Raw genomic sequence first — 19,481 nt, 5'->3', positions numbered from 1 at the left:
GTGTCGGGCGTTCCGGGTCCGGATTCATCGGACCTGGAACGCCCGAGGTGGGTGTGCCTAGTACTTCCTGTCGGGCAGCGCTTCGATCGCCTGCTCCTGGGTGAAGGTCGTTTCCTCGGTGATGATCCGCTTCTCAACGTCTTCTCCCGCGACGACCTTTTCCACAATCTCCACGAGCTGGCTGCCCAGGAGCGGCGAGCACTCGACGATGAAGTTGATCTTGCCGTCGGCGAGCGCCTGCATGCCGTCCTTCACGGCATCCACCGTGATGATCTTGATGTCGGTGCCCGGCACGAGGCCGGCCGCTTCGATCGCTTCAATCGCGCCGAGACCCATGTCGTCGTTGTGTGCGTAGATCACGTCGACGTCGGGATTCGACTTGAGCAGCGCCTCGGTGACCTGCTTGCCGCCGGCGCGAGTGAAGTCGCCGGTCTGGGACGCGACCACCTGGAACTTATCGTCAGCGGCGATGACATCGGCGAAGCCCTCGGCCCGGTCCAGGGCGGGGGCTGCTCCCGTCGTTCCCTCGAGCTGGATGATGTTCACCGGCTCCGTCGACGCGGAATACTCCTCGACGAGCCACTCCCCGGCCTTCTTGCCTTCCTCGATGAAGTCGGAGCCGAGGAAGCTCACGTAGAGCGAGTCATCCTCGCTATCGACGGCGCGGTCGGTGAGGACAACGGGAATCTCGGCGTCCTTTGCTTCCTTGAGCACGGCATCCCACCCCGATTCGATGACCGGCGAGAACGCTATGACATCGACGCCCTGCTGGATGTACGAGCGGATCGCCTGAATCTGGTTCTCCTGCTTTTGCTGGGCGTCGGAGAACTTGAGCTCGATGCCGGCGTCCTTGAACGCCGCCTGGATGTCTTTGGTATTCGCGGTACGCCATCCGCTCTCGGCGCCGACCTGGGCAAATCCGACGATGATCTCGCTCGGGTCCTTGGGCCCGTCTGCCGAGCCTCCCCCCGACTGTGCACACCCGGTGAGCGCGAGGAGCAGGGCTCCAGCAGCTGCAATCGGCGCAAGTATCTTCTTCACAACCAAACCTCCTTGTTCGGCCGGCGCGACGTGGTCCGATGCTGTGTCAGCTGCCGGTTGACCAGTCCGTTCTGGTCATGGCTGCGATGTTAGCGCTCACAATTACGCGAGCACAACGCTTCAATCAAAGTCCGTTACCAAATTGTGAGCGATCACAGTGGGACACATCTCAGCGACGGATGCCGTCCGGCTGGCGGCATCCGCTGCGGAGCGTCGGGCACGACCGGTGCCGCGGCGTCGGCCGGTAAATCGCGGGGGCCATGCTCGTAGACCCCGCCGACCCTGCGAATTTCCTCCCGAAGCAACACCGCAGCCCGGGTGTCGAGCACCGGCGAGCACGACGTGCACCGGCACCGCGCGTTAACGCGCGAAGCGGATGCCGCCGGCTGGCAGCATCCGCTTCGTGGGTCGCGAGTTGACTCGGCACCGAGAACACCACTTCCGGTCAAGAACATCAGTTGCGCGGGATGTTCTCGACCGGAGGTGATGGTCTCGGCGGGGTGGGCGCCCTAGAACCCCTGCGCGAGCCTGTAGTACGCGTTGTTCCAGCGCACCTCGCGCGAGAACCCGTCGAGTGTTGTGTCGTTATCGATGACGAGCAGCTCGGTGCCGGCGATCTCCGCGAAGTCACGGAATACGTCGACGCCGACAGCGGTCGACATCACCGTGTGGTGGGCCGCACCAGCGGTGAGCCACGCTGTCGCCGACACAGCGAACGACGGCTCCGGCTTCCACACGGCACGACCGACCGGCAGCTTCGGCAGCGCTTCAGCCGGCTCGATCACGTCGACGACGTTGGCCACAAGCCTGAACCGGTCGCGCATGTCGCTCATCGCGACGACGACGGCCGGACCCGGATCAGCCGTGAAGACAAGCCTGACCGGGTCTTCCCTGTCGCCGATTCCCAGCTCGTGGATCTCGAGCGTCGGCTTCGCCGTCGTGAGGCCAGGGCTGACCTCGAGCATGTGGGCACCGAGGATCTGCTCCTCCCCCGGCACCAGGTGGTAGGTGTAGTCCTCCATCAGCGAGGCACCGCCGGGCAGCCCAGCTCCCATAACGGATGCCGCGCGCACGAGAACGGCGGTCTTCCAGTCGCCCTCTGCACCGAAGCCGTAGCCCTCGGCCATGAGCCGCTGCACGGCGAGGCCCGGCAGCTGCTTGAGCGCACCGAGGTCTTCGAACGACGTGGTGAACGCGCCGAAGCCACCCTCCTCGAGGAACGACCGCAGTCCGATCTCGATCGCCGCACCGTCGCGCAGCGACGAGTGACGGTCGCCACCCTTCCGCAGTTCGGGGACGACGTCGTAGAGCTCTTCATATTCGGCAACGAGCGCGTCGATGTCGCTCTCCGACGCCGCGGCGACGGCATCCGCCAGCTCGTTGACGCCCCAGGTGTTGACCTGGACGCCGAACTTCAGTTCGGCCTCGGTCTTGTCGCCCTCGGTGACGGCGACGTAACGCATGTTGTCGCCGAAGCGGGCGAGCTTGAGCTCGTGGGTGGCTGCCCAGCCGGCGGCTGCGCGCATCCAGGTGCCGACCTGTGCGGTGACGGCGGGGTTCGAGACGTGGCCGACGACCGTCTTGCGCGAGACGCCGAGTCGGGTCTGGATGTAGCCGAACTCCCGGTCGCCGTGGGCTGCCTGGTTGAGGTTCATGAAGTCCATGTCGATGCTGTCCCACGGCAGCGCAACATTGGCCTGCGTGTGCAGGTGCAGCAGCGGCTTCTGCAGGGCGTCGAGGCCCGCGATCCACATCTTGGCCGGCGAGAACGTGTGCATCCACGCGATGAGGCCGATGACGCGATCGTCGGAGTTGGCGTCGAGCATCGCCCGCCGGATCGACGCGGAGTCCTTGAGCACCGGCTTCCAGACGACCTTGACGGGAACATCGGATGCCGCGCCAAGCGTTCGCGCGATCTCCTGCGACTGCTCAGCGACCTGCTGAAGCGTTTCTTCGCCGTACAGGTTCTGGCTTCCGGTGAGGAACCAGACCTCGTAGGCGTCGAGCGAGGTGGTCAGCTTAGGCATGTGTGTCTCCTTGGGAGTCGGCGAGAGCGCCCTGCGGCGCCTGGCCGTAGACGTTCTGGTAGCGGTCGAACAGGGAATCGATGGCGGGCTGCGGGATCGGAACCGGCTCACCGAGCTGGCGGGAGATGTGCACGGTGCGGGCGACGTCCTCGACCATGACGGCGGCCTTGACGGCATCCTTCGCGTCCTTGCCGATGGTGAACGGACCGTGGTTGGCCATCAGCACGGCACGGCTGCGGTGGCCGGTCAGCGTCTCGACGATGCCGCGACCGATCGAGTCGTCGCCGATGATGGCGAACGGCCCCACCGGGATCTCGGCGCCGAACTCGTCGGCCATCGCGGTGATGACGCACGGGATCGGTTCGTTGCGCGCGGCCCAGGCCACCGCGTAGGTGGAGTGGGTGTGCACGACGCCCCCGACCTCCGGCATATTCCGGTACACGTATGCGTGTGCCGCTGTGTCGCTCGAGGGCGACCGATCGGAACCCGGCGTGCCCGGAAGCACGTTCCCGTCGAGGTCGCAGAGGATCATGTTCTCGGGCGCGAGGTCGTCATAGCTGACACCGGACGGCTTGATCACGAAGAGATCGGCGCCTGGGACGCGGCCCGAGACGTTTCCGCCCGTCCAGACCACGAGGCCATAGCGCACGAGTTCTCCGTGGAGTTTCGCGACATCGGCACGGACCCGCGCGATGGCGACCTCAACCTCGGGGGAATATCCGCTCACGCGAGAGCCTCTCTCTTGAGTTTGCGCAACCGGTGCATGACGTCGTTGCCGCCGCGCCCGAAGTAGTCATGCAGTTCGCGGTATTCGGCGAAGAGCCTGTCGTACGCCTCAGCCGCTTTCTCGTCCGGCGTGAACACGTTCTTGTGAACCTTGCCCATCACCTGGCCAGCCGCCTGCACGTCCGGGTAGGCGCCAGCGGCGACAGCGGCGTGAATGGCAGAGCCGAGCGCGGGGCCCTGGTCGCTCGCGATGGTGGAGATCGGCATCCGCAGGATGTTGGAGTATGTCTGCATGAGGAACGGGTTCTTCTGCAGGCCGCCGGCGACGATGAACTCGGTGACAGGCACGCCGGACGCATTGAAGGTCTCGACGATCACCCGGGTGCCGAATGCCGTGGCCTCGAACAGTGCCCGGTAGATCTCCTCGGTGCGGGTGGTCAGCGTGGTGCCGAGCACGACCCCGGAGAGTTCGTGGTCGACGAGCACCGACCGGTTGCCCGACTGCCAGTCGAGCGCGACGAGACCGTGGGCGCCGACCGGCTGGTCCTCGATGAGGCTCGTCAGGTACTGGTGGATGCTGACGTCGGCTTCCTCCGCCGCTTCGTAGTAGGCGCTGGGAACCTGGTTCTTGACGTACCAGGCGAAGATGTCGCCAACGCCGGACTGCCCGGCTTCGTACCCGTAGAGACCGGCGACGATACCGCCGTCGACGACGCCGCACATGCCAGGCACCTCGACGAGCTTGTCGCTGTTCATCACGTGGCAGGTCGACGTCCCCATAATGGCGACCATCTGGCCGGGGAGCACTCCGCGCGCTGCGGGGGCTGCGACGTGTGCGTCGACATTGCCGACGGCGACGGCGATGCCCTCAGGCAACCCCGTCCAGGCGGCTGCTTCCGCGGAAAGCCGGCCGGCGGCATCCCCCAGCTGACCGATCCGGTGCTCGAGCTTCGACTCGACGAAGTCGGCGAAATCGGGGTTGAGAGCGGCGAGGTAGTCGCGGCTCGGGTATTCGCCGTCCTGGTAGATGCCTTTATAGCCAGCCGTGCATGCGTTGCGCACGTACTCACCGGTCAGCTGCCAGATGATCCAGTCGGCTGCCTCGACCCAGTGGTCCATGCGGTCATACAGTTCGGGGTCTTCCTCGAGCAGCTGCAGGCCCTTTGCGAACTCCCACTCGCTCGAGATGAGGCCGCCGTAACGGGGCAGCCAGCTTTCCCCGCGGGATGCCGCGAGCTCGGTGATGCGGTCGGCCTGCGCCTGTGCGGCGTGGTGCTTCCACAGCTTCACGTAGGCGTGCGGGCGGTCGGCAAACTCCGGCAGCTCGTTGAGCGGTGTGCCGTCTGCGAGTGTAGGAACCATCGTGCACGCGGTGAAGTCAGTGCCGATGCCGATGACGTCCGCCGGGTCGATCCCGGCGATCTTCACCGCCTCGGGAACCGCTGATTTGAGCACGTCAACATAGTCCTGCGGCACCTGCAGCGCCCAGTCCGGCGGCAGTCGCCTGCCGGTCGCGGCGAGCGTCGTGTCCATCACGGCGTGCGGATAGTCGAGCACCGCACTGCCCAGTTCGGCGCCATCGGAAACGCGCACGACGACCGCGCGGCCGGACAGGGTGCCGTAGTCCACCCCGATCACGTAGCGCTCGGCGGCCTGGTTCTCTGCTCGATCGGTCACCGTCTCGACTCCTTCGTCTGGATTCCGCCCGGTTTCGGGCTCTTGCTGCACTGCCACGTTCTTCTCGATTCTAACGTTGTATATCGGTACGGATGCTGAGGGCCGCGAGGCCGCGAAGCGTCACGTCCCTGCCGGAAAGTTCCGTCGTGAGGTGGGTGCCGTGCTGCGCGAGGATGCGGTTGCTCAGCCCGAGAAGCTGGGTGGGGTCTGCCGCCTCGACGAGCACCGCGGTGCCCGCCGCGGCGATCGCTTCGATGAGCGAACGCCGCTCGTCGCGCTCGGTCGGGCCGAGTCCGGAGAACGGCTCGGTGATCAGTGCCACCCGCGGTGGCGCTGCCGCCCACCCCGCCAGGACCTCGTTCATGTCGCTCGTCGACGGCCGGGACCTGGCGCCGGGAAGCGCCTCGAGCAGCATCGACGGTGCCCGTCGCGGGACATAGGTGCGCCGCGGGTCGATCAACCCGGTCCGGGCCAGTCGGGCGAGCGATTCCCCTGACACGCTCGTCGGCATCCCGCCGATGAGGCCGATGTCATAGGCCGGCGGGTGTTCCGAAATGAACAGCACCCGCGCCGCTATGGCTTTCGCCACGGTCGTCAGGTCGACCGGCTGACCGTCGAGCCGGATCGTGCCGGTCACCTCCCCGCCCGACGACGCACCGAACACCCCGAGCACCAGCGACTCCGCCCCGGCGAGGCCAACAATTTCACCGGCGCGGACGGTGAGATTCGCGCCTTCGACGACCGCGCGCCGGCGCTGGATCGGATGGGTGACGCTGACCGACTCGAGCTCGAGTACAACCGGCCCGAAGACCCGCTCCACCGGTGCCGGCTCATCGACGTCCCCGGCCAGAAGGTCGAGCAGCGTGGTGCTCTCCTGGGGCCTCGCGACACCGGCGACCGCCCCATCCCTCATCACCAGAACGGCATCGATGGGCGCGGGAACGAGCCGCAGGTCAGCGAGCGACTGAACGGCGACCAGGATCGGTGTCGCCGCAGAGGCCCTGGCGACGGCGGCATACCAGCGAACGGCCTCATCGGCATCGAACAGCGTCCACCGATCGTCGACCAGAATGACGCCGGTACGCCTCGCCAGTGCCCTGGCGAGTTCAACGACCCGCTGGTCGACGGCGTCGAGATCGAGTATCGAAGTGGCGGGCGCGACGTCAAGGCCGACAACCTCGAGGAGTTCGCGCGCGCGGCGCTCGAGTACCCGCCGCCGAGTAAAGAAACCGCTCGCCGACTCCGATCCGAGCAGGACATTGTCGCCGACGGTGGAGAACGGGATGGTGAGCGATTCAGCGCCGATCAGCGGGATCCCGTGAGCCTGAGCCTCGGGCACACCACCGAGCACGGCGACGAGCCGTGCTCCGTCCGGCAACAAACCGACCAGGTGCATCTGGTTCTCCTGAAATGCGGCAGGGGTCGTCACACTGTGACGACCCCTGCGAGGTGCTACTTGCCGCCGGAGCGACGCTTGTTGTAGACGTCGAAGGCGACGGCCAGGAGCAGCACGAGACCCTTGACGGCCTGCTGCCACTCGATTCCGAGGCCGAGGATCGACATTCCGTTGTTGAGGACACCGATGATGAGACCACCGATGATCGCTCCGCCGATGGTGCCGACACCGCCCTGGACTGCAGCTCCACCGATGAACGCCGCCGAAATGGCCTCGAGCTCGAAGCCGTCTCCCGCCTTCGGGCCTGCGAGGTTGAGTCGCGCGGTGAAGATGAGTCCGGCAAGTGCGGCGAGCACACCCATGTTGACGAAAAGCAGGAAGTCGGTCTTCCGGGTCTTGATTCCCGAGAGCTCGGCGGCGTGGCGGTTTCCACCGATCGCGTAAACGTGGCGGCCGAAGACACTCCGGTTCATGATGATGCCGTAGATCAGCACAAGCACAGCGAGCACGATGAGCGTCACGGGGATGCCCTTGTACGACGCGAGTGCGTAGGCGAAGAACCCGATGGCCGCGGTGATGAGCACGAGCTTGGCGATGAACCAGACGATGGGCTCGACATCCTGGCCGTACTTCTGGCGGCCCGCCCGGGTGCGGAACTGGCCGACGATGAGGGCGACGACGGCCGCGGCAGCGACGATCAGTGTCAGCGGGTCAAGATCGAAGTCACCGAACAGGTCGCTCAGGAAGCCGTTACCGAGAGCGCGGTACTCGGTGGGGAATGACCCGATGTTGGCGTTGCCCAGCACGACGAGCGCGAGCCCGCGGAAGATGAGCATGCCGGCGAGCGTCACGATGAACGCCGGTATGCCGACGTAGGCGATCCAGAATCCCTGCCACACACCGACGAGCGCGCCGATTCCGAGCGACATGATGATGGCGAGCCACCAGGGCAGGCCCCACGTCACGGCGAAGACGCCGGAACAGGCACCGACGAAGGCGGCCACCGATCCGACCGAGAGGTCGATGTGACCGGCGATGATGATCATCACCATTCCGATCGCGAGCACGAGGATGTACCCGTTCTGGACGATCAGGTTCGAGATGTTCTGCGGACGAAGCAGGATGCCGTCGGTCACGACCGTGAAGAACAGCACCACCGCGAGCAGCGCGATGAAGATTCCGTTCTTGCCGAGATCGGAGAGCAGGTGGCTGAGCCAGCTGGTGAACTTGTTGTCGACCGGGTGGATCGCGCCGCCTGCGGCGGTTTCCTCGGTCACCGGTGTCTGTGTGTTTGACATGTCAGGGTTCTCCTTGGTGGTGCCGGGCGCCCTAGCGCGGCTTTTCCATGGTCATGAGCTTGAGAAGGGATTCCGGGTTGGCGTCCTCGATGGGAAGCTGGCCGGTGATACGGCCCTCGCTGAGGGCGTAGATGCGGTCGCAGATCCCGAGCAGTTCTGGCAGTTCGCTCGAGATGACGATGACGCCTTTGCCCTGGGCCGCAAGCGCGTTGATGATTGCGTAGATCTCGTACTTGGCGCCGACGTCGATGCCACGTGTTGGCTCATCGAGGATCAGGACGTCGGGGTCGGAGTAGATCCACTTCGACAGCACGACCTTCTGCTGGTTACCGCCGGACAGCTTGCTCGTCTTTGCGAGCACCGATGGAGCCTTGATGTTCATGCTCGACCGGTAGCCGTTGGCGATCTTGTATTCCTCGTTGTCGTTGACGAGGCCGTTGCTCGAGAGCTTGTCGAGGGATGCCAGGGCGATGTTGCGCTTGATGTCCTCGAGCAGGTTGAGGCCGTAATGCTTGCGGTCCTCGGTCGCGTACGCGAGGCCGTTGCCGATGGCTTCCGAAACCGTGCGGGTCTTGATCTCCTCGCCTCGCATGAAGACCTTGCCGGAAATCTTGCTTCCGTAGCTGTGGCCGAACAGGCTCATCGCGAACTCGGTCCGCCCGGCACCCATCAGCCCCGCGATGCCGACGATCTCGCCAGCGCGCACGTTGATGCTGACGTTGTCGACAACGACCCGCGTCGGGTCCTGCGGGTGGTGCGCCACCCAGTCCTCGACCCTCAGGATCTCATCGCCGATGTTGGGCGTGTGGTCCGGGTACCGGTGCTCGAGGTCGCGACCGACCATGTCCTTGATGATGCGCTCTTCGGTGACATCCGTTTTCTGGATCGTCTCGATCGCCTTGCCATCGCGGATCACTGTGACGGTGTCCGCGACCTTTTTGATCTCGTTGAGCTTGTGACTGATGATGATCGACGTGATCCCCTGCTGCTTGAGGTTCAGGATCAGGTCGAGCAGGTGGTCGGAATCCTCGTCGTTCAGCGCGGCGGTCGGCTCGTCGAGGATGAGGAGCTTCACGCGCTTCGAGAGCGCCTTGGCGATTTCGACGAGTTGCTGCTTGCCGACGCCGATATCGAGGATCTTCGTTGTGGGGTTTTCCTTCAGCCCGACACGGGCGAGCAGGGCCGCCGCCTCCTGGTTCGTCTTGTTCCAGTCGATGAGACCGAACGGGCCGGTCTGCTCGTTGTTGAGGAAGATGTTCTCGGCGATCGACAGGTACGGGCTGAGCGCCAGTTCCTGGTGGATGATCACGATGCCCTTGGCCTCGGAGTCCCGGATGTCCTTGAACTCGACGACGTCGCCCTCGAAGACGATGTCACCGGTGTACGTGCCGTGCGGGTAAACCCCGGACAGCACCTTCATCAACGTTGATTTGCCCGCACCGTTCTCACCGCAGATGGCGTGGACTGTGCCGCGCTCCACGTCGAGGGTTACGTCCGATAGCGCTTTGACACCGGGAAATGTCTTGGTGATATTGCGCATCTCGAGGATGTTTGTGGTCACTTTCGCACCTTCTCCATACCGAACCTGCTTCATTGCATTCGAGTGCCGGTGGGAGAGAACCTACTCTCCCACCGGCCTCGATTAGGAAGGGGTGTTAGCCGATCTGTTCTTCTGTCCAGTAACCGGACTCGACGAGCACCTCGTTGACGTTGTCCTTGACAACGATCTGCGAGTCGAGGAGGTACGACGGCACAACGAACGTGCCGTTGTCGTAGTCCTCGGTGTTGTTCACCTCGGGCTCGTCCTCGTTGAGCACGGCCACCGTCATTTCGACCGCGGCTGTCGCCAGCTTGCGGGTGTCCTTGAAGATGGTCGCGAATTGCTCACCCGAGTTGATCGCCTTGACCGAGTCGAGCTCAGCGTCCTGGCCCGAGATGGTCGGCCATTCCTCGCCGGTCGTGTAGCCGGCGTCGGTGAGTGCCGAGATGATGCCACGGGAGATTCCGTCGTACGGCGAGAGGATGCCGTTGACCTGCGTGCCGTCCGAGTAGCTGGACGTCAGGATGTTCTCCATGCGCTTCTGCGCGGTTTCGCCGTCCCAGCGAAGCGTCGCCGCCTGCTCGAAGTCGGTCTGCCCGCTCTTCACAACGAGGGTGCCCGCTTCGATGAACGGCGCGAGGGTGTCCTGGGCGCCTTCCCAGAAGAAGGTGGCGTTGTTGTCGTCGGGCGAGCCTGCGAACAGCTCGACGTTGAACGGGCCGGCGGGTGCACCCTCGACGGGCGCGCCCTCGAGGTCGACGAGTCCGAGTCCGTTGAGTACCGAGTTGGCCTGCTGGACGCCGACCTTGTAGTTGTCGAACGAGGCGTAGTAGCTGACGTTCTCGGTGTCGCGGATGAGGCGGTCGTATGCGATGACCGGAATGTCCGCGTCAGCGGCGTCCTGGAGGACCTGCGTGAGCGTGGTGCCATCGATCGACGCGATGATCAGCGCCTCGGCGCCCTTGGTGATCATGTTCTCGATCTGGTTGACCTGGGTGGGGATGTCGTCTTCTGCGTACTGCAGGTCGACTTTGTAGCCCTCGGCTTCGAGCTGCTCCTTGACGGCGTCGCCGTCCTGGATCCAGCGCTCGCTCGACTTGGTGGGCATTGCGACGCCGACAAGCGCGCCTCCGCCTTCTCCGCCTTCTCCGCCGCCCGAACCGCCCGACGAACATGCCGCGAGTGACACGACCATTGCGCCGGCCGCGAGTGTCGCGATGAGTACTTTCTTCACTGTGTTACCTCTCTGTAATCGTGCCATGGACGTCATTGTCGCCTGAGATTCCAGACAGGGGGTGGTGTTCCGCTCGGGCAGGGCTGCGTCCATGAACGCCCTGTTCGCTGCGGCTGCCGAAGCGAACCGCGTACGGGTAACCGCGAAAAACTCGTGAGGGACTTCTTCGTCAGCCGGTTTCGATTTCCGATCCCGGCAGGCAATGTGACCGTTCACATTGTTGTCACATGTTACGCAGAACACCAGCGAAGTTGTCAAGCTCGAAGGTCTCAGTTTGGTAACCACACCGATCGCGCGAGCCGGGAAGGCTCAGAACGCCGGTCTCCCGGTCGACGCACGCACCACGAGTTCCGGCTGAATCCGCGCCGCGTAAGCATCCGGCGAATCACCCATTGTCCCCAGAAGTTGCGCGACGCAGCGGCGCCCAAGCTCCAGGAAGTCCTGCCTGACCGTCGTCAGGGGCGGCCAGAAATGTGCGGCCTCGGGAATGTCGTCGAATCCCACAATCGACACGTCCCTCGGGACATCATGGCCGACGTCGCGGATCGCGTGCATGAGGCCGAGCGCCATCTGGTCGTTCGAGGAGAAAATCGCGGTGAAGTCGCGGACGCGCATGAGCTCGCGGCCGGCGTAATAGCCGAAATCCGCCGACCAGTCGCCGAGGATGGGCGCGGTGGTCGCGACATCCTGCGCGTTCATCTCCTCGAGGAAACCACGCATCCGCGCCTCCGCCTCGATCCAGTCCTGCGGGCCGGCCAGGTGGTAGATGTGCCTGTGCCCCTGTTCGATGAGGTGCCTGGTGGCGAGGCGGGCGCCGGCCACCTGGTCGACGGCGATGGCGTGGTCGTCGCCCTCGCTCGTATTCATGGTGACGAACGGAACCCTGAGGTCCAGGCTCGAGATCGCCCGCAACACCCGCACCTGCGGCGCGATGATCACGAGGCCCTCGATCGCCTGCGCGTTGAGATGATCGAGCGCCGTGACGATCGACTCCTCGTCTGTCGCCGTGATGTTCGCGGTCGACACCAGGTAGCCGGCATCCTGCGCGGCAGTTTCGATGCTCTGGATGATGCTCGACGGCCCGTACTGCGAGCGCTGCGAGGCCAGGACGCCGAGCGTGCGGGACCGGCTGGTCACGAGGGCACGCGCTGCCCGGTTGGGGCGATACTGCAGCTCGTTCATCACGTCGAGCACGCGCTGCTTCGTGGCTTCCCTGATGCTGGGGTGGTCGTTCAGAACGCGGGAGACGGTCTGGTGGCTCACTCCGGCAAGGCGCGCGACGTCGCGGATGTTCGGCGCTCGGCCTTTGTCAACGCTGGGTGTCACCGGGATGCCCCTGACTAATGTGCACGGTCACATCCGCGCTGGTACGTCAATTATGCACACCCCTGCCGACGAATGGCACGCCAGCGAGGGCAGCGGGCTGTGGGGCCGAGGCACCGACGCAGCTTTGGTGGACAGGCACGCTGATGACGATGTGACAGCAATGTGACAGGGAGCGGATGCCATCGAAGCGCTGTCACACTCTGTCACATCGCCAGCGCCGCGCTGGCAAACCGGGCGCGGTCAGGATGCGCGTGGGCCGTCGTTGGCGGCAACAGGTCGAACACCGGTGCCGACGCGGGACCCGAGCCCGAGGGTGACCACCGAGATCGCGGCCGCGAGAAGAAAACAGCCGGCGAACGGCCAGGCGCCGCCCAGCCCGACCAGGGCCGCGAACACGATTCCGGTCGAGGCCAGCGCGAGGGCACCACCGAGAGAGTCCGAGATCGACAGCGCCGAGCTGTTGAAACCCTGGTCGCGATCGCTCGAGTATGACAGCGTCATGACGCTGAGCCTCGGGTACATGAGTCCCATGCCACCTCCACCGAGCAGCCAGCCGCCGATAACGACGAGCGGTGACAACTCGAACGCGGCGGTCGCCACGGCTGAGAGGATCGCCAGCAAGACGAGGACCGTCCCGATGCGCATGGCGTTCACGGAACTCAGCGTGGAGTCGAGCCTGCCCTGAATCCACGAGGCACCAGCCCAGGTGAGTGCCGCTCCGGTGAGCGCCAGTCCTGAGAGAGCGGCCGAATAGTCGTACCGATCGGTCAGCAGGTAGGGAATGTACACCTCAGTACCGAAGAAGGCCGCCGAGATAAGTCCGCGCAGCAGGATCACACTCGGCAGCCCGCGCTCCGCGCGGAGCGTACCGGTCGGCAGGAGGGGGCGAACGGCCACGAGCGCGAGCACGACAGCGGCAACCGCGACGACACCAATGAGGACACCGTCGAGCCTCGCCGAAAGATTGAGACCGAGCACAGCGGCCGCGGCGAGCACAGCCCACCCGATCTTGCCGATCGCCCAGGCCGGTCGCCTGGCGAGTTCGGTTTGCTCGCCGCCCTGCAGCATCCGCAGGGCGGGAACCACCATGAGCATGGCGATGAGGACGAGGACAACGACGCCAAGGAACACCCAGTGCCAGCTCGTGAGTTCCGCGACGACACCGGCGGCGAACGGACCGACGAGCGAAGGCACGACCCACGCCGCGGCAAACCCGGCGAAGATCCTGGCGTGGAGCGCAGCCGGGTAAATCCGCGCCACCACGACGTAGAGCGCGACGCTCATGGCGCCGGAGCCGAGTCCCTGCACGAGGCGCCCGAGAAGGAACACTGTCATGTCGGGCGCGAGCCCGGCGATGATCAGTCCGACGATGAACAGCGCAACAGAGGTCAGCAGCGGCGCGATGGGACCAATGCGGTCTGACCAGTTTCCGGCGACAACCATGCCGATGACGCCGGTGGCGAGCGGACCGGCGAACGCGAGCGCGTAGAGCGCAGCACCGTCGAGGTCAGCGCTCACGAGCGGCATGATCGTCGTCACCGCGAGCGACTCGAATGCGCTCAGAAAGACGAGCGCACACGATCCGATCGTCGCCCAGAGGTACCCGGCCGAGAAAATCCCGGGTGCAGCCGGACGCCGGGGGTCGTGCGATCCGGTTCGGGGCCCGGCGTCAGAAGTCACGCGAAGAGCCTAGCCCGGCGGTCAACGCTTCTTGAGCGCCTTCCCGATCGCCCGGTCCACATCGGCGAGCAGATCGTCAATGGTTTCGAGTCCGACCGAGAGCCGGATCACATTGGCGGGAACCGCGAGTTCGGTTCCGGCGACCGAGGCGTGGGTCATCTCAGCGGGGTAGTTGACCAGCGACTCGACACCGCCAAGCGATTCGGCGAGCTGGAACACCCTGGTGCTCTCGGCGAATCGCCTCGCCACCCGCTCGCCGCCCGCGAAGGCGACGGACAGCATCCCACCGAACCCCGACATCTGGGTCGCCGCAAGCGCGTGACCCGGGTGAGATTCGAGTCCGGGGTAGTACACGGTCTCGACGGCGGAGTGCTCGGCGAAGTACTCGGCAATCGCCTGCGCGCTCTCGCTGTGTCGCTGCACGCGCACGTCGAGGGTCTTGATTCCCCGCGAGGTGAGGAAAGCATCCATCGGCGATGACACGGCACCGGCGGCGAACTGCATGAAGCGCACCTTCTCGTGCATGTCGTCGTCGTTGAGGACGAGCGCGCCACCGATCACGTCAGAGTGACCACCGAGATACTTCGTGGTCGAGTGCACGACGACGTCGGCACCGAGGACCAGCGGCTGCTGGAGGGCCGGTGACGCGAATGTGTTGTCGACGACAACGGTGAGACCGGCGGCGTGGCCGATTTCTGCGAGTTCCGCGATGTCGGTAATTTTCATGAGCGGGTTCGACGGAGTCTCAACCCAGAGGATCTTCGTGTCAGCGGTGATCGCTGACTGCACAGTGCGGAGGTTCGACATGTCGACGACGGTGTGGGTGACCCCCCACGCGCCGAAGATCTTGTTGATCAACCGGTAGGTTCCGCCGTATGCGTCGTTGCCGAGGACGATGTGGTCGCCGGGCTTGAGGATGCCGCGAAGCAGGGCGTCTTCGGCGGCGAGGCCTGACGCGAATGAGATGGCGTGCTTTCCGCCCTCGAGCGCTGCGAGCTGCTCCTCAAGTGCGTTCCGGGTCGGGTTTCCCGCGCGGCCGTACTCGTAGCCGTTGCGCAGCCCGCCGATGTGCGTCTGGACGAACGTCGATGACTGGTAGATCGGCGGGATGACGGCACCGGTCGTCGGGTCGAATTCCTGGCCGGCGTGGATGGCCCGCGTCGCGAACCCGCGCTTCTTCGTGGTCTTGTCGCTCATTCTCGGTCCTCTACTCGCTCAAAAAGGTCAGGAGGTCCTGACGGGTGATGACGGCGTTCGGCTTGCCGTCGTGCATGACCAGGAGGGCATCGGATGCCTCGAGTGCTGTACGCGCGGATTCGAGCGATTCTCCAGAGCCGATCAGCGGAAGCGGTGCCCGCGTGAGTGTGGAAACGACATCCGTCACCGTTGCCGAACCGGAGAGGATGCTCTCGAGGAGCGAGCTCTCCGACACCGAGCCGATAACCTCACCGAGAACGACGGGCGGTTCGGCGGAGAGCACGGGCAGTGCGGAAACACCGCTCTTCGACAGCAGGGCCGCCGCGCTCTGGACCGTGTCGTCGGGGCGGACGTGCGGCAGGGACTCTGCGGTGTCACCCTTCGCCAGGACCAGGTCGCCGACCGTTCGCTCGTCGGTCGCTGAACCGATGAAACCGTGCCTGCGCATCCACGTGTCGTTGAAGACCTTCGCGAGGTAGCCGCGTCCGCCGTCGGGCAGGATCACCACGACGACGGCATCTGCGGGGAGGGAGCGGGCTGCCTTGAGCGCGGCAACGACGGCCATGCCGCTCGAGCCGCCGACCAGCAGGCCCTCCTCGAGCGCGAGGCGACGGGTCATGGCGAAGGATTCGGCATCCGATACCGCGATGACCTCGTTGACCACGCCCGGGTCATATGCCCCCGGCCACATGTCTTCGCCGACGCCCTCGACGAGGTAGGGCCGGCCGGTGCCGCCGGAGTAGACGGAGCCCTCAGGGTCTGCGCCGATGATGCGGACGCCGCCGTTGGAGACCTCGCGGAGGAATCGCCCAGTGCCCGTGATGGTGCCGCCGGTGCCAACGCCCATGACGACGTGGGTCACGGTGCCGTCTGTGTCGTTCCAGATCTCGGGGCCGGTGGTCTCGTAGTGGCTGAGCGGACCGTTCTGGTTGAAGTACTGGTTGGGCTTGAATGCGCCGGGGATTTCGGCGGCGAGCCGGTCGGAGACGCTGTAATAGGACTCGGGTGAATCGGGCGCGACGCTCGTCGGCGTGACGACGACCTGGGCGCCGTACGCGGCCAGGACGTTGCGCTTCTCCTCGCCGACCTTGTCCGGCACGACGAAGATGCACTTGTAGCCGCGCTGCTGGGCGACGAGCGCGAGGCCGACACCGGTGTTGCCGCTCGTCGGTTCGACGATCGTCCCGCCGGGCAACAGGTCTCCGGATGCCTCGGCGGCGTCGATGATGCGCGTCGCGATGCGGTCCTTGATCGAGCCACCCGGATTGAAGTACTCGACCTTCGCGAGCACGGTGGCGGCGATGCCGTCGGTGACGCTGTTGAGCTTGATCAGCGGGGTGTTCCCGACCAGATCGACGATGGTCTCTGCGTACTTCACGGGTTTGTCCATTCGGGGAGTGCGTGCGTGGCCGGGGTCCGGGTCGGGTCGGTCTCGTGACGGGTTATGGCCGTCTTATCGAGCCTAGCCGCTGCTCCGGGAGTGTTACAGGGCGCGTGTGACGCTCGCGGCGGCATCCTCTTCACATAAAGCTGTGAGGATGCGGGCCATACACTATGAAAGGCAGCCCGGCGCACACTCGTGGTCGACCGCTGACCCCGACGATCACCGACGAGAGGCCCACGTTGACCCCCCGAGACGATTCCCCCACAGGCACCGCGAACAAGAGCGGTAACCCGGCGAAGCAGTTGACCATCAAAGAGCAGCGCGCAGAGCAGCGCGCCGCGAAGGTGGAGGCGTTCAAGCGGGAACAGGCCAGAAAGCGCCGCAACAAGCGCATCGGAATCGGAGCCGCCATCATCGGCGGCATTGCCGTCATTGCCCTGCTCGTTACCAGCATCGTGCTGACGATGCCGAAGAACGCCACCTATGAAGCTGGCGGCTCCGGTGCCGAAATCGAGGGCGTCGAGACCTTCGAGAACACGAACAACCACGTGGAGACCACCGTGGAGTACCCGCAGACTCCCCCGGCCGGCGGCGACCACAACCCGGCCTGGCTGAACTGTGGCGTGTACACCGAGCCTCAGCAGAACGAGAACGCCGTGCACTCGCTCGAGCACGGGGCTGTCTGGGTCACCTACGACCCGTCGATCTCCGACGCGGAGCTCGACGCGCTCAAGGAAAAGGTCCCGTCCACCTATGCGATCCTCTCTCCGTTCGAGGGCCTCCCGACGCCGATCGTCCTCTCCGCGTGGAACGCGCAGCTCCAGGTCGACGAAGCCTCTGACGAGCGCATCGGCGAGTTCTTCGAGGAGTACTGGCAGAGCGAGAACGTCCCCGAGCCGGGCGCACTGTGCACCGGTGCCGTCGACGGACCGGGCAAGGCGTAATTTTGGCGGCTGCTGAACTGACTGATCTCGAGGCGGATGCTGCGGCATCCGTCTCGAAATCGGATCCGACTCCGCAGCGCCGGTCACCGCTCGCCCTGCTGGTCGTCGGTCTCGTCGCGGTTGTCATCGTGGGAATCGTCGCGTTCTCGGTGGGACGGCTCTCGACGCTCGGCGACCCGACCCCGACGACGGAGAGCGCCGAAGCCGGTTTCGCGCGCGATATGCAGACGCACCACAACCAGGGCGTTGAACTGGCGATGATCATCCGTGACCTCACGGATGATGCCGAGGTTCGATTGCTCGCCTACGACATCGCGACGACCCAGTCTGCGCAGTCGGGCATGATGAAGGGCTGGCTCAACGTGTGGGGGCTGTCCGGGTTCTCGTCGGAGCCCCCGATGACGTGGATGACGACGCCGACGCTGGACGGGGACGGGCACAACCACGGTTCCGGCGACAGCGCGCACAAGCCAGGTGAACCGATGCCGGGGCTGGCCACGCCTGAGCAGATTGCCGAGCTCAAGGGCCTCAGCGGTGTCGCGGCCGAGCGCCTGTTTCTCGAGCTCATGATCGAGCACCACAAGGGCGCCATCGAGATGGCCGAGGCTGTGCTCGACCGGAGTACGAACTCGACGGTGCGGACCTTCGCCACCGGAGTGGTGAAGAGCCAGGACGCGGAGATCGACCTCATGACGTCCATGCTCGAGGAGCGGCCGGCGCCGTAGCGGCCTGCGCGACGCGCCCCCCGCACCGCACCGCCCGGCATCCGCTCGACTGTCACAAAAGCACGCCATAACGCTGCAACACGTGCATTTGCGACCACCGAACCGCCGCACCGCCCCACCGTCGTGCCCCCGCGCCCCGGCATCCGTTCGGGTTCTCGTCGCCGCAGCGCCGCCCTCATCCGTCACAAACGCCCGCCTCCCTCTGTAAAACCCGACACTCACGACAGACGAACCCCGCACCCGACCCCGCGGCGCCAGTCATCCGTCACAAACGCCCGCCTCCGTCTGCAAAACCCGACACTCACGACAGACGAACCCCGCACCCGACTCCGCCACCACCCCCGATCGCGTGCTCGCGAAGTGCCGGAGCGCTGCACTAGTCTCTGCTCACGGCGACGGGCGACAGCCCTCGGCCCGAGAGGACTCCGTGGGATCAAAACGTCAGGGCGTCGCCGCCGCGTGCGCGGTGATCGTTTCGTCCGCCCTCCTCCTTTGCGCGTGCAGTTTTGCGAGCGACCCACAATCGTCACCGGTGGCGCTGACCTCGCCGAAGACATCCGGTGTCCCCACACCGACGGCATCGACTGCCCCGCCGGAGCTCGAACTCGGAGCGGTGGTCGCAACCGGGCATCTCGTCGGCGACCCGCTCATTTCTGGTGACGTCGACGTCCGAGTCGGGCGCAAAGGGGCGTTCGCACTCCACCTGCTGAACTTCAGGTCCGAACATCCCGGCGAAATCTCTCTCGGCGTGTCACCACGGACGGTGGAACCGGGCGCCAAGTGCACCAGCTCCATCATGACGATGGACTACGGTGACCCAGCCCAGTACGCGGAACCGGTTTTCCCTCTCCTGGAAGACTTCACACACGGCGATCCGACCTTCCTCCGCACTGTTCTCATCAAACTGTTCGACCCGGTTGCGTTCGCAGACGGATGCTATGTCTCGGTGCTGTCGAGTGCGGTCCTCACGTGGACCCTGCCCGACATGCGCCCCGGCCTGGTTGTGGCAGACTCCGGCAAAACCGGCGGCGCGAACGGCGAGGTGACACTCGTCGACGGCATTCCCGTGACATATACCGTCGCGCCCGATGATGTCGCGGCAGAGGTCGCGGCGCGATTAGGCATCACGGTGGACGACCTCTTTTACCTCAACCCGACCCGCACGACGATCATCGAATACCCCCTGTTTCAAATTGGAGAAGTTCTCAACATCAGCAAGGCCCACCGGTAGGCCGAGAGCTGCCTCCCACTTTTCCACAAGCACTTCCCCTCTCCACAGTTCCCGC

At 65.3% G+C, this 19,481-nt stretch carries 15 protein-coding genes; 3 read left to right on the top strand and 12 right to left on the bottom strand.

Features of this window, described 5'->3' with window-relative positions:
- Positions 1–57: 57 nt before the first annotated feature.
- The 12 genes from AC1C2M_RS08295 to AC1C2M_RS08240 form a co-directional block, all read right to left on the bottom strand.
- Entirely contained in the window at positions 58–1,041 is a 984-nt protein-coding gene (locus AC1C2M_RS08295) for an ABC transporter substrate-binding protein (RefSeq protein ID WP_495435915.1), read from the bottom strand.
- A 509-nt stretch (positions 1,042–1,550) separates the two neighbouring features.
- A complete protein-coding gene (gene araA / locus AC1C2M_RS08290; protein WP_495432596.1) occupies positions 1,551–3,068 on the bottom strand; it encodes an L-arabinose isomerase in 1,518 nt (505 codons plus the stop codon).
- Entirely contained in the window at positions 3,061–3,795 is a 735-nt protein-coding gene (locus AC1C2M_RS08285) for an L-ribulose-5-phosphate 4-epimerase (protein ID WP_483405277.1), read from the bottom strand. Before AC1C2M_RS08285 ends, araA begins: the two co-directional genes overlap by 8 nt.
- Positions 3,792–5,471, bottom strand: coding sequence for a ribulokinase (gene araB, locus AC1C2M_RS08280; protein WP_495435914.1), 1,680 nt, complete (start codon positions 5,469–5,471; stop codon positions 3,792–3,794). Before araB ends, AC1C2M_RS08285 begins: the two co-directional genes overlap by 4 nt.
- 70 nt (positions 5,472–5,541) lie before the next feature.
- Positions 5,542–6,867, bottom strand: coding sequence for a hypothetical protein (locus AC1C2M_RS08275; protein ID WP_495435913.1), 1,326 nt, complete (start codon positions 6,865–6,867; stop codon positions 5,542–5,544).
- A 56-nt stretch (positions 6,868–6,923) separates the two neighbouring features.
- On the bottom strand, positions 6,924–8,165 hold the full coding sequence (gene mmsB / locus AC1C2M_RS08270; protein WP_495435912.1) for a multiple monosaccharide ABC transporter permease: 1,242 nt from the start codon (positions 8,163–8,165) through the stop codon (positions 6,924–6,926).
- 31 nt (positions 8,166–8,196) lie between these two features.
- A complete protein-coding gene (mmsA, locus tag AC1C2M_RS08265; RefSeq protein ID WP_483405273.1) occupies positions 8,197–9,726 on the bottom strand; it encodes a multiple monosaccharide ABC transporter ATP-binding protein in 1,530 nt (509 codons plus the stop codon).
- A 94-nt stretch (positions 9,727–9,820) separates the two neighbouring features.
- A complete protein-coding gene (chvE, locus tag AC1C2M_RS08260) occupies positions 9,821–10,966 on the bottom strand; it encodes a multiple monosaccharide ABC transporter substrate-binding protein (protein WP_483405272.1) in 1,146 nt (381 codons plus the stop codon).
- A 282-nt stretch (positions 10,967–11,248) separates the two neighbouring features.
- Positions 11,249–12,265: a LacI family DNA-binding transcriptional regulator gene (locus tag AC1C2M_RS08255; protein WP_483405271.1), complete on the bottom strand. Its 1,017-nt coding sequence runs from the start codon at positions 12,263–12,265 to the stop codon at positions 11,249–11,251.
- Positions 12,266–12,505: 240 nt separating this feature from the next.
- Entirely contained in the window at positions 12,506–13,945 is a 1,440-nt protein-coding gene (locus AC1C2M_RS08250) for an MFS transporter (protein ID WP_495435911.1), read from the bottom strand.
- A gap of 21 nt (positions 13,946–13,966) precedes the next feature.
- Entirely contained in the window at positions 13,967–15,142 is a 1,176-nt protein-coding gene (locus tag AC1C2M_RS08245; RefSeq protein ID WP_483405269.1) for a cystathionine gamma-synthase, read from the bottom strand.
- A gap of 10 nt (positions 15,143–15,152) precedes the next feature.
- Positions 15,153–16,520 (bottom strand): cystathionine beta-synthase, encoded by a 1,368-nt coding sequence (locus AC1C2M_RS08240; RefSeq protein WP_495435910.1) that lies wholly within the window; start codon positions 16,518–16,520, stop codon positions 15,153–15,155.
- Between the two features lie 245 nt (positions 16,521–16,765).
- Between AC1C2M_RS08240 and AC1C2M_RS08235 the strand changes: the two genes are divergently transcribed.
- The 3 genes from AC1C2M_RS08235 to AC1C2M_RS08225 all read left to right on the top strand — a co-directional run bounded on the left by AC1C2M_RS08235 (position 16,766) and on the right by AC1C2M_RS08225 (position 19,426).
- Positions 16,766–17,470, top strand: coding sequence for a thioredoxin-like domain-containing protein (locus AC1C2M_RS08235; protein ID WP_495435909.1), 705 nt, complete (start codon positions 16,766–16,768; stop codon positions 17,468–17,470).
- Positions 17,471–17,472: 2 nt separating this feature from the next.
- Positions 17,473–18,195, top strand: coding sequence for a DUF305 domain-containing protein (locus tag AC1C2M_RS08230; protein WP_495435908.1), 723 nt, complete (start codon positions 17,473–17,475; stop codon positions 18,193–18,195).
- Positions 18,196–18,727: 532 nt separating this feature from the next.
- Positions 18,728–19,426, top strand: a complete 699-nt coding sequence (locus tag AC1C2M_RS08225; RefSeq protein WP_495435907.1) for a LysM peptidoglycan-binding domain-containing protein — start codon at positions 18,728–18,730, stop codon at positions 19,424–19,426.
- The last annotated feature ends 55 nt before the right edge of the window (positions 19,427–19,481 follow it).

It is taken from the genome of Mycetocola sp. Y444 (assembly GCF_059445295.1).
Note: the sequence above shows the minus strand (reverse complement) of the source record. Positions and strands in the feature narration are given on the sequence as shown.

Excerpts from the sequence above, each read along its gene's own strand:
- chvE (WP_483405272.1), bottom strand. The coding sequence starts at position 10,966 with ATGGCACGATTACAGAGAGGTAACACAGTGAAGAAAGTACTCATCGCG.
- AC1C2M_RS08245 (WP_483405269.1), bottom strand. The coding sequence starts at position 15,142 with ATGAGCGACAAGACCACGAAGAAGCGCGGGTTCGCGACGCGGGCCATC.
- mmsB (WP_495435912.1), bottom strand. The coding sequence starts at position 8,165 with ATGTCAAACACACAGACACCGGTGACCGAGGAAACCGCCGCAGGCGGC.
- AC1C2M_RS08275 (WP_495435913.1), bottom strand. The coding sequence starts at position 6,867 with ATGCACCTGGTCGGTTTGTTGCCGGACGGAGCACGGCTCGTCGCCGTG.
- araA (WP_495432596.1), bottom strand. The coding sequence starts at position 3,068 with ATGCCTAAGCTGACCACCTCGCTCGACGCCTACGAGGTCTGGTTCCTC.